Genomic DNA, 13,191 nt, shown 5'->3' on the forward strand with positions numbered 1-13,191 from the left:
AGCAGCCGGTCGAAGGGGGTTTGATGAGTTCCACCGACACGTCGATCAATCCGGAGCCGCCAGCCGCAGCCCCCGCTTCGCGCCTTGCCCTTGCCGGGGAGTGGCTTTCCGCGCACCGCTCGATCCTTGGCATCGCCGCCGTCGTGGCGGTCCTTGCGATCGCCGCCTTCGCCTTGATGCGCCTGACGTCTGAAGTGCGGTACGACGACGTCATCGCGGCTTTCGATACCACCGGCTGGCCCGCGGTGGCGCTGGCGATCGGTTTCACGCTCGTCAGCTTCGTCAGCCTTACCTTCTACGACGTTGGCGCGCTCTCCTATGTCGGCCGGAAACTCTCCTATCCCGCGGTCGCCGCGACGGCGCTCTGCGCCTATGCAGTCGGCAATACCGCCGGTTTCGGCCCGCTCTCGGGCGGCGCCATCCGCTACCGCGGCTACACCCGCCTCGGCCTGACGCCGGAGGAGATCGCCAAGGTCATCGCCTTCGTCACCGTCGCCTTCGGCCTCGGCCTTTTGACGCTGTCGGCGCTCTGCGTCCTGTTCATCGCCGGAACGGTCTCACCCTATCTCGGCCTGCCGCCACTGACGCTGCGCCTTCTGGCCGTTGTCGGTCTCCTGCCCGTCGTCGCGCTCGCGGTCATCGGCCGCGACGGCCACCCTGTACGTCTCGGTCGTTTCGGCTTCCGACTGCCCTCCCGGACGCTGGTGCTGCGCCAGTCCGCGGCCACCGTGATCGACGTCTGCGCGTCCGGCGCCGTGCTCTACGTCCTCCTCCCGCCGACCGATATCGGCTTCCCGACTTTCGTGTGCATCTACGCGGTGGCGATCGCCATCGGCGTGCTCAGCCATGTGCCCGCCGGTCTCGGCGTGTTCGAGACGGTGATCGTGGCGGCGCTCGGCTCGACCGTCGACATCGACCGCGTGCTCGGCGCGCTGGTCCTCTACCGGGTGATCTACTACCTCCTGCCGCTGCTGTGCGCCGCGGTCTTCGTTAGCCTGGCCGAACTGCGCGGCGCCCTCAGCGCCAGCATGGGCACCGAGCTGAAGCTCGCCGGCCGCCGGCTGGCCCCGCCGGTGCTGGCGACGCTGTCGCTGGTCTTCGGCCTGATGCTGATCCTCTCCAGCGTCACGCCGACGCCCACTTCCGACCTCGAGGCGCTGCAGAACGTGGTGCCGCTATTCATCGTCGAAGGCGCGCACTTCCTGACGAGCCTTCTCGGCCTCGTCTTCCTGGTGATGGCGCGCGGCCTTGCCCAGCGGCTCGATGGCGCCTGGCTGGTGGCGCTGACGACGACGTTCGCGGCAATGTTGATGGCGCTGGTCCAGGCGGTCGCCGTGCACGAGGCGGCGCTGCTCCTTTTCTTCGCGCTGGCGCTGATCGCCACCCGCAAGGAGTACAGCCGTCCAGCCTCGATCTTCCGCCAGGCGCTGACAGGCCCCTGGATCGCTGCGATGCTGACGATTTGCGTCAGCGCGGTGATCGTCCTCCTCTTCGTCTACCGTGACGTCGAATACGGCAACGAGCTTTGGTGGCAGTTCGAGTTCACCTCCGAGGCTCCGCGCAGCCTCCGTGCCATGCTCGGCATCACCATCCTTGCCAGCGGCCTTGCCATCTGGAGCCTGGTGCGCCCGGCGATCGGGCGGATCGAAGACCCCGTCGAGGACGACATCGACCGGGCAGCGGAGATCGTGCGGCAGCAGGAGTCCGCCGACGGCAATCTGGTGCGGATGGCCGACAAGAGCGTGTTGTTTTCCAAGGACGGCCGGGCCTTCATCATGTACGCCCGCCGCAACCGCTCGCTGATCGCCCTCTTCGATCCGATCGGGCCGCGCGACGCCTGGCCGGAACTCGTCTGGCAGTTCGTCGAGATGGCGCATGGATGCGGCTGCCGCGGCGTGTTTTACCAAGTCTCACCGGAAGCTCTGTCGATCTATGCCGATGCCGGCATGCGCGCGTTCAAGCTCGGCGAACTCGCGATGATCGACCTCAGCAAGTTCAACCTTGCCGGCGGCAAGCGCGCCGGCCTTCGCCAGGCGAAGACCCGCGGCCAGCGTGACGGGCTGGAATTCTCCGTCATCGAGCAGCCGGATGTGCCCGCGGCTTACGACGAGCTGAAGGCCGTCTCCGACGCCTGGCTGGCACGCCACATGGCGAGCGAGAAGGCGTTCTCCCTCGGCGCGTTCGACGAGGCCTACGTCAAGGCACAGCCGGTCGCGGTGCTGCGCAAGGACGGCCACATCGTCGCCTTTGCGACCTTGATGGTAACCGACACCAAGGACGAGTCCTCGGTCGACCTGATGCGCTTCCACCCAGACGCGCCCGGCGGTTCGATGGATTTCCTGTTCGTGCTGCTGCTGGAGCACCTGAAAGAAGCGGGCTTCAAGCGGTTCAACATGGGAATGGCGCCCTTGTCGGGAATGTCCGGCAACCGGCACGCCCCGATCTGGGACAGGATCGGCACGACGCTCTTCGAGCACGGCGAAAAATATTACAACTTCAAGGGACTGCGCGCCTTTAAAGCCAAATTCCACCCGGAATGGAAGCCGCGCTACATGACGACGTCCGGCAGCCTCAGCCCCGCCCTCGCGCTGATGGACGTAACCTTGCAGATCGGCGGCGGCTTCAAGGGAGTGGTGCGCAGGTGATGTCCGTTCGTTCCAGCATGCTCGCGGCGCTCCTCGCGCTCACGGCTCCCGTCCTGGCGCAGACCGCCCCGGCAGCCCCGGTCGCGCCGGCGCCGGCTGCAGCCGGCACCGCCGCCCCGTTCGACTATGGCATGATCCCTCCGGAGCACATCCTCATGCCGAAGGGCGAGGCGAAGGCGATGGTCGTGCTGCTTTCGGATCAGGCCGGCTGGACGCAAGCTGAGACGACGCTGGCGGATGACCTGTCGGCCAAGGGTGCTTTCGTCATCGGAATCGATCTCAAGGAATACTACCCCGCGCTGGAGAAGGACCAGGACGACTGCGTCTACATGGTCTCCGACATTGAAAGCCTCAGCCAGCAGGTCCAGCGGTCGGTCGGCGGCAGCATCTACCATCTGCCGATCGTGGCGGGCCTTGGCGGCGGCGGCGCTCTGGCGCTGGCGATCGCGGCCCAGACGCCCGACGCCACCATCCAGCACACCATCGCCGTCGATCCGCAAGGCGGCATCCCGCTGGCGAAGGAGCTCTGCACCGATGCCGTGCGCCAGCAGGCCGGCGCGGTCTCGACCTATGGTCTGGCCGATGGCGACCTGCCCGACCCCGTCACCGTCATCCTGACGCCGACAGCACCGGCCGACGGGCGCGCGCATGTCGAAGCCTTGGTCAAAGAGCACGACGACATCACCGTCACCGAGAGCGACGATGCGGCGGCTGCAGCGCTCGCGGACGCGATCGACGCGGCGATGGAAACCGGCGCCTCCGACGAGCTCGGCCTGCCGCTGAGCGTGCTCGAGACCAAGCCGACGCGCGACACGATGGCGATCATCTACTCCGGGGACGGCGGCTGGCGCGACATCGACAAGGAAATCGGCCAGGCCTTCCAGGACGAGGGCATGCCGACCATTGGCGTCGACGCCCTCCGCTATTTCTGGTCGGAGCGCACACCCAAGGAGACGGCCGCCGACCTCTCGCGCATCATCGAGTTCTACACCAAGCGCTGGGGCGTGAAGCACGTGCTCTTGGTCGGCTATTCCTTCGGCGCCGATATCCTGCCGACCACGTACAATCTGCTGCCGGCTGCCGACAAGGCGAAGGTCGCCGAGCTCTCGCTGCTGGCCTTGTCGAAATCGGCCAACTTCCAGATCTCGGTCATGGGCTGGCTTGGGGTCGACGACGACGACGCCTCGAACGTCGCCCAGGTCGCCAAAATCGACGCCAAGCTGATCCAGTGCGTCTACGGCACGGAGGACGACGACACGATCTGCCCCGACCTCAAGGCGTCCGGCGCGGAGCTGATCCCCACCGAGGGCGGTCACCATTTCGATGGCGACTACTCCGCCATCGGCGCCAAGATCCTGGCGGGTCTCGATGCCCGGCTGAAAGCCAAGCCCTGAAGGCCGCTTCGTCGCGCTAGAGGCTTTAGAAGCGGCTTCTCTGGCTTCGGCGATCGATTATGCCCGTCGTGCCTTGATCCCCCCATCTGGATGCGGTCTACGATGGAGGGAACGGGATGCAGGACGCGCGGCTTGACCGTTGCGGTACGGCACACGTCGGCTGGACAACGAAGAGCCGAAGGCTCGATAAGGCTGGCAGGCAGGGAGAAACCAGGATGGCGCTCGACTGGGACAAGCTGCGGATTTTCCATGCCGCAGCCGAGGCCGGCTCCTTCACCCACGCCGCGGATGTTCTCAACCTCAGCCAGTCGGCGATCAGCCGCCAGGTCGCCTCGCTGGAGCAGGAGATCGGCGCACCGCTGTTCCATCGCCATGCCCGCGGGCTGGTGCTGTCCGAGCAAGGCGAACTCCTGTTCCAGACCGCGGCGGAGGTGCTGAAGCGGCTGGAAATGGTCCGCATGCAGCTGACCGAAACCCGGGAGAAGCCGACCGGCCGGCTGCGGGTGACAACGACCGTCGGCCTCGGCTCCGGCTGGCTCACCGAGCGCGCCAAGGAGTTCCTCGAGCTCTATCCGGAACTCGAGCTGCAGCTGGTCCTCGACAACGAGGAAATCGACCTGACCATGCGCAAGGCGGATGCGGCGATCCGTCTGCGCCAGCCGCAGCAGCCCGACCTCATCCAGCGCCGGCTGTTCACCGTGCACCTGCATGTCTATGCCGCCCCCACCTACCTCCAGCGCTTCGGTACGCCAGAGACGGTGCAGGACCTCAGCCAGCACCGGCTGATCACCTTCGGCGAACCGGCGCCGCAATACCTGCGCAACCTCAACACGCTGGAAACGGTCGGGCTGCCGGACGGCCAGTCGCGCTCGTCGATCCTGCAGATCAACAACCTGATGTCGATCAAGGCGGCGATCGAGCGCGGCATCGGCCTCGCGCTGCTGCCGGACTACATGATCGACAAGAACTCCAAGCTGGTCCAGGTGTTGCCGGAAATGGAGATGCCGACCTTCGACACCTATCTCTGCTACCCCGAGCAGCTCAGGAATTCGGCCAAGCTCAAGGTTTTTCGCGATTTCCTGATCTCGAAGGCGCGGACCTGGTCGTACTGAAACTCGACCAGTGGCGGGAAACTTCCCAGCGCCAGCTCTTACCAAATCGAATGCCCATCAAACAGACAGTTCACTGAACCGCCTACTTCCTATGCATTTTATGCATGGCAGGCATGTCATATTGCCAGTGGTTGCGGCGAGCAGGACTGGTAGCCTCATCTCATCGAACGCGGGAAGGCACCTCCTCCCACCGGACCGCTTCGAGCGTCTCCTCCCAAGGATCTGCCAGCAGATCCTCTTTTTAAGCCGGGCTCTCGCGAACCCGGCTTTTTCTTTGGCGGCGTTTTCGCGCGCATGAAGCCCGGTGCCGGTGAGGCTTGCGGCCCTCAGTGCAGCCAGAGCCGTTTCAGCTGCGCCTCGTCCCCGTTGAACTTGTCGCGGTCACAGCGCCCTGCTCCATCCACATCATGCGGGGCCGGCCCGACCGAGCCGTCGGTGTACTGCCACATCGTCCAGGTGTTCCAGTTCCGCGGCACGACCGGTGTCGGGCCGTACTGCGCCAGCCAGAGCCAGCACTGCGCCAGGGTGCTGTCGGTGCCGTTGCCCAGCAATTGCTTGATGTAGTGGCCGGAGTAGAGGCCGGGAAACTTCCCTTGCTTCGCCTCTATATGGGTGACGAAGGCCCTCGCCTCTTCCAGCCCCATGCTGGGCCCGGTCGGGTTCGGCTCGAAGTCGAGCACGAGGAGGGTCTTGTCGTCGGGTTCGGCGACATCGAGGAAATGCTCTGCCTGCTTCACCCCGTCGCTGCCGGTCGCGAAGTGGTAGGCACCCCAGAGGAGACCTGCTGCAACGGCACCCTTGCGGTGCGCGGCATAGGTCTGGTCGACATTGCTTTGACCCTGCGTCGCCTTGTGGAAGACGCCGACAATGCCGGCCTCTTTGATCTTGGCGAAATCCAGATGTCTGTTGTGGTGCGAGATATCGATGACGGCATTCAGGACAGTCGGCATGCTTTCCACTCCCCGTTGAACGACAGGGGAAAAATACACCAAACCGGCGGACTGCCGAAAAGGAGACTGCGTAGCCAGAACGAAAAACGGCGGCCCCTCGCGGAGCCGCCGTCTGATCTTTGAGTGGCGTGAGAGGCTTGCCGAGCCGGCCTCAGCTCTTCAGGCTGGAGCAGAAGCGCTGGATGCGCGAGCAGGCGTCCTCCAGCAGGGCCTCCGACGTCGCATAGGAGATGCGGAAGTTCGGGCCGAGGCCGAAAGCCGAGCCGTGTACGACCGCGACGCCCTCGGCCTCCAGCAGCTCGGAGACGAAGTCCTCGTCGGTCTCGATCACCTTGCCGGCCGGGGTCTTTTTGCCGATCAGGCCCTTGCAGGAGGGATAGACGTAGAAGGCGCCTTCGGGCGACGGGCACTCGATGCCGCTCGCCTGGTTTAGCATGGACACCACGAGGTCGCGGCGACCTTCGAAGATCACGCGGTTCTTCGGGATGAAGTCCTGCGTGCCGTTCAGCGCCTCGACCGCCGCCCATTGCGCGATCGAGCAGGCGCCCGAGGTCTGTTGGCCCTGGATCATGTCCATCGCCTTGATCAGCGCCAGCGGACCGCCGGCATAGCCGATGCGCCAGCCGGTCATCGCGTAGGCCTTCGACACGCCGTTGATCGTCAGCGTCCGGTCGTACAGGCCGGGCTCGACCTCGGCGGGCGTCGTGAAGGTGAAGTCGCCGTAGACGAGGTGCTCGTACATGTCGTCGGTCATCACCCAGACGTGCGGGTGGCGCATCAGAACATCGGTCAGCGCCTTCAACTCATTGCGGGTATAGGCCGCGCCAGAGGGGTTCGACGGCGAGTTGAACAGGAACCACTTGGTCTTCGGCGTGATCGCCGCTTCCAGCGCCTCGGCCGTGACCTTGAAGTTCGCCTCGATCGTCGTCTCGATGATCACCGAGGTGCCGTTGCAGATCGCCACCATCTCAGGATAGCTCACCCAGTAGGGCGCGGGGATGATGACCTCGTCGCCCTCGTCGAGCGTCGCCATGAAGGCGTTGAACAGGATCTGCTTGCCGCCGGTGCCGACGATGGTCTGCTCGGGCTTGTAGTCGAGATTGTTCTCGCGCTTGAACTTCTTCGAGATCGCCTCGCGCAGCTGCGGGATGCCGGAGACCGGGGTGTACTTCGTCTCGCCGCGGTTGATCGCGTCGATCGCCGCCGCCTTGATGTTGTCGGGCGTGTCGAAGTCGGGCTCGCCGGCGCCGAGGCCGATGACGTCGCGACCCTGGGCTTTCAGCTCGCGCGCCTTCTGCGAGACGGCAATGGTGGCGGAGGGCTTTACGCGGTCGAGGGCGGCGGCAAGAAATGCCATGGGAACGGCTCCGGCTGTCATGATTCCAAGGTCTGCAGCGGCGACCCCGCCTGCAAAAACCGGCGAACCGTAAGCGCGGCAGGGACTTGGTGCAAGCCGCGGATCAGGCATAGACCGATGAATTAAGCTGATGGGCGGCGTTGCCCATTGCAATTGGATCGGGCCCCGCTCCCGGCCCAGTCTAGCGCCTGCAGAGCGAGGAGAGCGCGATCATCGCCGTCCACGGCCTGCAGGATTTCGGCAATTGCCACCTCCGACGCTGGATTGCCGCGATGGCCGCTCTGCCCGACTACCGGCTCACGGCAGGGCTGCCGGGACCCTCCGGCAGATGATGGCGATTGCATCCGTCGGCGGCCTCCCGCAGTAGCTGATATGATCGGCATCGCGGCACATGGATTGTGGCATGGCGCGTGACGGAGGGAGGCGGATTTGACGGCCAAGACAGCGCTTCGCTCGCTGCTGATCCTCCTGATGTTGCCGATTGCCGCCAGCGTTGGGTTCATGGCGATCGGCCCGGAACGGGTTTACACCTGGATTGCCGGTCCGGCAGACCAGGGCGCGGTGGATTTCGCGACGCTGCAGCGCCGCACAACGCCGACCGACAGCCTCGCCTGTTCTCCCGCACTTTGCCGCATTCGCGTCGACCTCGCTCTGCCGATCTATGCAGATACGCCCGCCGTGCTGATGGGGCGGCTCGATAGCGTGGTGCTTGCCGACAGCGGCAATCTGGTTCGGGTCGATGACGGCACCCGCCCCGCTTACCGCCGCTACGTCGCCCGCACGGCGGCCATGCGCTTCCCCGATACGATCGACGCAGAGGCGCAGACCCTTGCCGGCGGCAGCGGCCTGATGATCTACGGCCGCTCGCAGCTCGGTACCGGCGACTGGGGCGTGAACCTTTCCCGGCAGCGCGGCTGGGCAGCCGCCCTTGCGATCATCGCAGAGCCCGTGAAGGGCCCGCCGACATCCTGAACGCCGCCTGCGCTTTGCAAGCCGCCGGCTTTTCGCTACGCAGGCAGAGTAATGAGGAGACGGACGTGACCGACGAAATGCCGAAAGGCGACCTGACCATGCGCGTGCCGGCGATGCCCGCCGACGCCAATGCCGCCGGCGACGTGTTCGGGGGCTGGGTGATCTCGCAGATGGACCTCGCCGCCGGCCTCAGCGGCGCTGACCGTGCGCGGGGCCGCGTCGCCACCGTCGCGGTCAATGCGCTGACCTTCAAGAAGCCGGTGAAGATCGGCGACACGCTGTCGGTCTATTCGACGATCCAGAAGGTCGGCCGCAGCTCGATCACCATCCTGATCGAGGCCTGGGCGCAGCGGCATCTGACCCGCGAACTGGTCAAGGTCACCGAGGGCATCTTCGTCATGGTCGCCCTCGACAAAGACGGCAAACCCGTGGAAATCCCGGCGGAGTAGGCGCACGTCGCCGCCCCCGCCGCGCCCGATACCCAATCGCCCCCAAACCATGAGGCATGACCGGCCGCTCGTCTGCCGGATCAGTCCTTCATGGCGATCGCCTGCACCTTGATCCTCGCCCCGAAAGGCAGCCTGGCGGCCTCGTAGATGGTTCGGGCGGGGCGTGGATCGAACAGCTCAGCGTAGAGCGTGTTCACGCTCGGCAGATCGTCGAGATCAGCGAAGGCTATGTCGACGTAGACGATATCCTCGCGGGTGAAGCCGGCTTCGGCGACGATCGCGAACACCAGTTCGAACGCCCGCTCCGCCTCTTCACGCGCCGTGCCCGCACGGTATCCGTCATCGTAGACCGACAGCTGTCCGGAGATGTGGCAGGTGTTGCCGACCACGACGGCGTTCGAAATGGGCGAGGCAGATTTGGGTACGCCGGGGACATCGACGATGAAGCGTCTGGGCATGCTCTGATCCTTTTCGCTCTGCAACGGTCGTCGGAGAAGGCGGGGATGGTGGGCCGCTAGCGTCTCCAGCCTGCTACTCCCGGCGGCTCAATGGGCAAGCTTGAGGGTGATGACGCCGGCAACGATCAGGGCCACACCGGCATAGCGGGCGATGGACGTCGGGTCGCCGAAAATCATCACGCCGACCGTGAACGTTCCGGCCGCCCCGATGCCGGTCCAGATCGCATAGGCCGTTCCGATCGGGATGTCGCGCTGCGCCAGCCAGAGCAGCAACCCGCTCGCCACCATGAAGACAGCGGCCATGGCGATGCCGGTCCAGCGTGTCTCGGGCGTCTGGGCGATCTTCAGCCCGACCGGCCAGCCGATCTCCAGCAATCCCGCCCCTACCAGATACAACCACGCCATGACGCGCTCCTTCTCCCTGTTTTCGTCGCCGGGCCGGAAAGGTCGATCTTTCACCGCCAGCGCTTGTCCAGTTTGAAATACGCACGTATTCTAATTTTTCAAGCACCCGTTTGAAATGGGCACGAAGGAGATGTTCCGATGGGGCGACGTCAAACGATCGACCGGGAGAAGGTGCTCGCAGTCGCCGAGGACATCGTCGGGCAACGGGGTGCGGCTGCGCTGACGATCGATGCGGTGGCCAAGGCTGCGGGGATCACCAAAGGCGGAGTGCAGTCGTCCTTCGGCACCAAGGAGGCACTGATCGCCGCCATGCTGCGCCGCTGGATGCAGGACTATGCCAAGCGCGCCCGTGGTCTCGCCGGAGAGGATCCCTCGCTCGCGCAGCGGGTCGCCGCGCATGTCGAGGTGACGCACCGCGAAGACGAGGACACCCAGCGTCGGGCGGCCAGCCTGCTGGCACTGCTGCTGCAGACGCCGGAGCATCTCGCCGACATGCGGCAGTGGTATCAGGTGCAGGCGGCCGGACTGCACGCCGACGACCCGGCGGCACGGCGCGCACGTCTGGCTTTTCTCGCGACGGAAGGCGCCTTCTTCCTCCGGTTCTTCGGCCTGCTGCCGTTTCCGGCGACCGAATGGGAAGCGGCCTTCGCCGACATCCAGGACCTCCTGGCATCGAAGGATCCCGGCGCGTCCTGATTGTCACGCCGCTTCCCGCCAGAGCATTCGCCTGCTGGCGACCGCGTGCCGGCGGCCGGTCTACGGCGCCGGCCGCCTTGCTACTTGCACACCGCGCGGCGGCGCTGCTTGGTGTCGAGGTGCAGGTGGTCGGCATGGTCCTCGTTGTAGCCAGGTCCCAGCACCGTGCCGAAATAGCGGCAGGCGCTCTCGCGCACCTTGCGCTGGAACGCCTTCTGGCGGAACTCGAAGAAGCCCTTCCGCTCGATCTCCATGAACGAGCCGTCGGCGAACTTGAAGCCGTGCACGTCGAGGGCATCGCCGCTGGCGTGCTGGCTGATCGAGCGCGAGCCGGCGATCCGCGAGCAGCGATAGGACGAGGCGTTGATCAGCACAGTAGGACGCTGCAGCAGCTTCCACCGGGCCGCCGGCATGACCTCGTTCTTCATCCACTGCGCCACCCGCAGCGTCGCCATGCAGTTCATCGTCGCCACCGGGCGGATCGCCACCCCCGGCACGATGTCGGTGACCTTGACGGGATAGTCGATGCCGCAGCTGCGGCCGCGGCTGATCGAGCTGGCGTCGACGAATTTGACGCCGAGCTGCTGCAGGGCCCGCCGGCACATCACCTCGTTCCTGGGCATCGGCTGGTAGCCGCTCGGCGTTTCGTCTTCCAGCTCGCCGCGGCCATCGTCGAGCACCTGGGGCCCGGCCCGGCGCGGCGGCGCGATCGCCTCCAGCGAGGCGTAGCTCGGCCTCGGCCGCGCCGTCCGGCGAACCGGCGTCTCACCCGGGGTCACATCCTTCAGCCCGGCCCAGGGATCGGCCCGTGGCTCGCCGGTCCCGAAGCCCGGATCCTCCTCCACGTCGATCGGCGCCCCCAGCGGCGCGAGCGCCCCCGGCTCGGCCGAGGCCTCGCGCGCTTCCCCCGCATCGAGCGCGGCACCCGCCTCGCCGTCGATCGGGGTGTAGAGCTGCACGTCGCCCGACCCGTCGTCGATAGCGGGCGCGTCGGCGGGCGTGTCCGCCTGGCGGGTTTCGGACGGGGGCGTCTCCGGCGAGAGATTGGCACTCGTGTCGGGAAGGGCTGCGGCAGGAGATGGCGGCCAGTCTGGCGTTTCCTCGGGCACTCCCGTTACTCCATCGTCGGGAGCGTCGGGAGCCGCAAGCGGCGCATAGGCCTGCGGCTGCGGACGGGACGGCACGACCGAGCGGCTCGGAACGTAGACCGGCACCTCGCCGGGACGCGGGGCTGCCGGCACGGGTCCACCCCAGACCATTTTCGGCGCGACACCGCCGGTCACGACGGGGTCGATGTCCCCGGCAATCGCGAAGGGAATGGCGTCCGCTGCCAGACCAAACGCGGCAGCGGACACCCAGATGCGCCATCCGTCTCTACGCAACATCATCGGACGGCCCTCGTGCCCGCGATACTCCAGCGGACACGGACAAGCTACGCGGTCTTGGTAAGCGAATGCTGAACGCTGCCGATCCGAGGCGCCGTTTCCGTAGCGGATTCTGTCGCGATGGCAGGACAGGATTGGCGCCATGAGGGCCAAGCCGCCATACGCACGGCGGTCTCACCGCCGGAAGCCACGCAGCAAAAGGCCCGGAAACCGATGCCGATTTCCGGGCCGATAATTTGACGCGAGGTCGCTTCAGCCCAGCGGCCGACGGCGGAACGCCGGCCGAAGCTTGCCGGTCAGGCGGCCTGTTCGACGGCGTCCAGCGACGCCATGTCGATCACGAAGCGGTAGCGGACATCGTTCTTGAGCAGGCGCTCATAGGCGGTGTTGACGTCCTGGATGGCAATCATCTCGACGTCGCTGACGATGCCGTTGGCGGCGCAGAAATCGATCATCTCCTGCGTCTCCGGCATCCCGCCGATCATCGATCCCGCAATGCTCTTGCGGCCGCCGATCAGGTTGAAGCCCAGCAGCGGATCGAGCGCCGTCAGCGCGCCGACGAGAACCATGGTGCCGTCGACGGTCAGGAGCGCCGCATAAGGGTTGATGTCATGGCCGACGGGGATCGTGTTCAGCAGGAAGTCGAAGGTGCCGCGCGCCGCCGTCATCGCCGCCTCGTCCTTCGAGACCAGCACCGCGTCGGCGCCGAGGCGCAGCGCATCCTTGCCCTTCTCCGGCGAGGTCGTGATCATCACGACTTCGGCGCCCATCGCCTTCGCGAACTTGACGCCCATGTGGCCGAGCCCGCCGAGGCCGACGATGCCGACCTTCTGGCCGGGACCGACCTTCCAGTGCTTCAGCGGCGAATAGGTGGTGATGCCGGCGCAGAGGAGAGGCGCCACCGCCTTCAGGTCGAGGCTCTCGGGAATGCTGACCACGAAGCGCTCCTCGACGACGATCCTGTCGGAATAGCCGCCATAGGTCGGGGCGCCGCTCTCGCGCTCGCGGCCATTGTAGGTGACCGTGCACCCCTCGGCGCAATACTGCTCGAGGCCAGCCAGGCATGGTTTGCAGTGGCGGCACGAATCCACCATGCAGCCGACGCCGGCGAGATCGCCGACCTTCAGCTTGCGGACCTCGGAGCCGACTTCGGAGACGCGCCCGACGATCTCGTGACCGGGCACCATCGGGTAGATCGAGCCGCCCCAGTCGTTGCGGGCCTGGTGCAGATCGGAATGGCAGACGCCGCTGAAGAGAATGTCGATGCGGATGTCGTGCGGTCCGGTATCGCGACGCTCGAAGCTGTAGGGGACGAGCGGCTGGTCGGCAGCGGAGGCTGCAAAGCCTTGGCAGATGAACATGGGAATC

12 protein-coding genes are annotated in these 13,191 nt (G+C 66.1%); 6 read left to right on the plus strand and 6 right to left on the minus strand.

Translation table 11 applies throughout. The features are described 5' to 3' along the window. The first annotated feature begins 23 nt into the window (after positions 1–23). The 3 genes from mprF to ACZLZY_RS06800 all read left to right on the plus strand — a co-directional run bounded on the left by mprF (position 24) and on the right by ACZLZY_RS06800 (position 5,151). A complete protein-coding gene (gene mprF, locus ACZLZY_RS06790) occupies positions 24–2,645 on the plus strand; it encodes a bifunctional lysylphosphatidylglycerol flippase/synthetase MprF (protein ID WP_472932935.1) in 2,622 nt (873 codons plus the stop codon). 17 nt (positions 2,646–2,662) lie between these two features. Beyond that, the gene (locus tag ACZLZY_RS06795) at positions 2,663–4,039 is read left to right on the plus strand and encodes a virulence factor family protein (protein ID WP_472933141.1); all 1,377 of its coding nucleotides are present in this window, start codon (positions 2,663–2,665) and stop codon (positions 4,037–4,039) included. A 215-nt stretch (positions 4,040–4,254) separates the two neighbouring features. After that, positions 4,255–5,151, plus strand: a complete 897-nt coding sequence (locus ACZLZY_RS06800; RefSeq protein WP_472932937.1) for a LysR family transcriptional regulator — start codon at positions 4,255–4,257, stop codon at positions 5,149–5,151. Positions 5,152–5,477: 326 nt separating this feature from the next. On the opposite strand, the gene ACZLZY_RS06805 is transcribed toward ACZLZY_RS06800, so the two are convergent. Further along, positions 5,478–6,101 carry a glycoside hydrolase family 25 protein gene (locus ACZLZY_RS06805; RefSeq protein ID WP_472932939.1) on the minus strand — a complete coding sequence of 208 codons (624 nt, stop codon included), beginning with the start codon at positions 6,099–6,101 and terminating at the stop codon, positions 5,478–5,480. Positions 6,102–6,252: 151 nt separating this feature from the next. Continuing rightward, positions 6,253–7,458 carry a pyridoxal phosphate-dependent aminotransferase gene (locus tag ACZLZY_RS06810; protein WP_472932941.1) on the minus strand — a complete coding sequence of 402 codons (1,206 nt, stop codon included), beginning with the start codon at positions 7,456–7,458 and terminating at the stop codon, positions 6,253–6,255. A 429-nt stretch (positions 7,459–7,887) separates the two neighbouring features. Here ACZLZY_RS06810 and ACZLZY_RS06815 point away from each other — a divergent pair, with 429 nt between their 5' ends. Next, positions 7,888–8,430 carry a hypothetical protein gene (locus tag ACZLZY_RS06815; protein ID WP_472932943.1) on the plus strand — a complete coding sequence of 181 codons (543 nt, stop codon included), beginning with the start codon at positions 7,888–7,890 and terminating at the stop codon, positions 8,428–8,430. A 77-nt stretch (positions 8,431–8,507) separates the two neighbouring features. Then, on the plus strand, positions 8,508–8,879 hold the full coding sequence (locus ACZLZY_RS06820) for an acyl-CoA thioesterase (protein ID WP_472933143.1): 372 nt from the start codon (positions 8,508–8,510) through the stop codon (positions 8,877–8,879). 80 nt (positions 8,880–8,959) lie between these two features. Here the strand turns inward: ACZLZY_RS06820 and ACZLZY_RS06825 are convergent, their stop codons facing one another. Both ACZLZY_RS06825 and ACZLZY_RS06830 read right to left on the minus strand, forming a co-directional pair. Beyond that, positions 8,960–9,337, minus strand: coding sequence for a RidA family protein (locus ACZLZY_RS06825; RefSeq protein WP_472932945.1), 378 nt, complete (start codon positions 9,335–9,337; stop codon positions 8,960–8,962). Between the two features lie 87 nt (positions 9,338–9,424). After that, positions 9,425–9,742, minus strand: coding sequence for a DMT family transporter (locus ACZLZY_RS06830; protein ID WP_472932947.1), 318 nt, complete (start codon positions 9,740–9,742; stop codon positions 9,425–9,427). A 138-nt stretch (positions 9,743–9,880) separates the two neighbouring features. Here ACZLZY_RS06830 and ACZLZY_RS06835 point away from each other — a divergent pair, with 138 nt between their 5' ends. Next, on the plus strand, positions 9,881–10,438 hold the full coding sequence (locus tag ACZLZY_RS06835) for a TetR/AcrR family transcriptional regulator (RefSeq protein WP_472932949.1): 558 nt from the start codon (positions 9,881–9,883) through the stop codon (positions 10,436–10,438). An 80-nt stretch (positions 10,439–10,518) separates the two neighbouring features. On the opposite strand, the gene ACZLZY_RS06840 is transcribed toward ACZLZY_RS06835, so the two are convergent. Together ACZLZY_RS06840 and ACZLZY_RS06845 are read right to left on the minus strand one after the other, a co-directional pair. Beyond that, positions 10,519–11,826 (minus strand): extensin-like domain-containing protein, encoded by a 1,308-nt coding sequence (locus ACZLZY_RS06840; protein ID WP_472932951.1) that lies wholly within the window; start codon positions 11,824–11,826, stop codon positions 10,519–10,521. Positions 11,827–12,119: 293 nt separating this feature from the next. Continuing rightward, positions 12,120–13,184, minus strand: a complete 1,065-nt coding sequence (locus ACZLZY_RS06845; protein WP_472932953.1) for an NAD(P)-dependent alcohol dehydrogenase — start codon at positions 13,182–13,184, stop codon at positions 12,120–12,122. Positions 13,185–13,191: the final 7 nt, after the last annotated feature.

The organism is Mesocryomonas lacus (genome assembly GCF_055730135.2).

Excerpts from the sequence above, each read along its gene's own strand:
- mprF (WP_472932935.1), top strand. The coding sequence starts at position 24 with ATGAGTTCCACCGACACGTCGATCAATCCGGAGCCGCCAGCCGCAGCC.
- ACZLZY_RS06795 (WP_472933141.1), top strand. The coding sequence starts at position 2,663 with ATGCTCGCGGCGCTCCTCGCGCTCACGGCTCCCGTCCTGGCGCAGACC.
- ACZLZY_RS06800 (WP_472932937.1), top strand. The coding sequence starts at position 4,255 with ATGGCGCTCGACTGGGACAAGCTGCGGATTTTCCATGCCGCAGCCGAG.
- ACZLZY_RS06805 (WP_472932939.1), bottom strand. The coding sequence starts at position 6,101 with ATGCCGACTGTCCTGAATGCCGTCATCGATATCTCGCACCACAACAGA.
- ACZLZY_RS06810 (WP_472932941.1), bottom strand. The coding sequence starts at position 7,458 with ATGGCATTTCTTGCCGCCGCCCTCGACCGCGTAAAGCCCTCCGCCACC.
- ACZLZY_RS06820 (WP_472933143.1), top strand. The coding sequence starts at position 8,508 with ATGCCGAAAGGCGACCTGACCATGCGCGTGCCGGCGATGCCCGCCGAC.
- ACZLZY_RS06825 (WP_472932945.1), bottom strand. The coding sequence starts at position 9,337 with ATGCCCAGACGCTTCATCGTCGATGTCCCCGGCGTACCCAAATCTGCC.
- ACZLZY_RS06830 (WP_472932947.1), bottom strand. The coding sequence starts at position 9,742 with ATGGCGTGGTTGTATCTGGTAGGGGCGGGATTGCTGGAGATCGGCTGG.
- ACZLZY_RS06835 (WP_472932949.1), top strand. The coding sequence starts at position 9,881 with ATGGGGCGACGTCAAACGATCGACCGGGAGAAGGTGCTCGCAGTCGCC.
- ACZLZY_RS06840 (WP_472932951.1), bottom strand. The coding sequence starts at position 11,826 with ATGATGTTGCGTAGAGACGGATGGCGCATCTGGGTGTCCGCTGCCGCG.
- ACZLZY_RS06845 (WP_472932953.1), bottom strand. The coding sequence starts at position 13,184 with ATGTTCATCTGCCAAGGCTTTGCAGCCTCCGCTGCCGACCAGCCGCTC.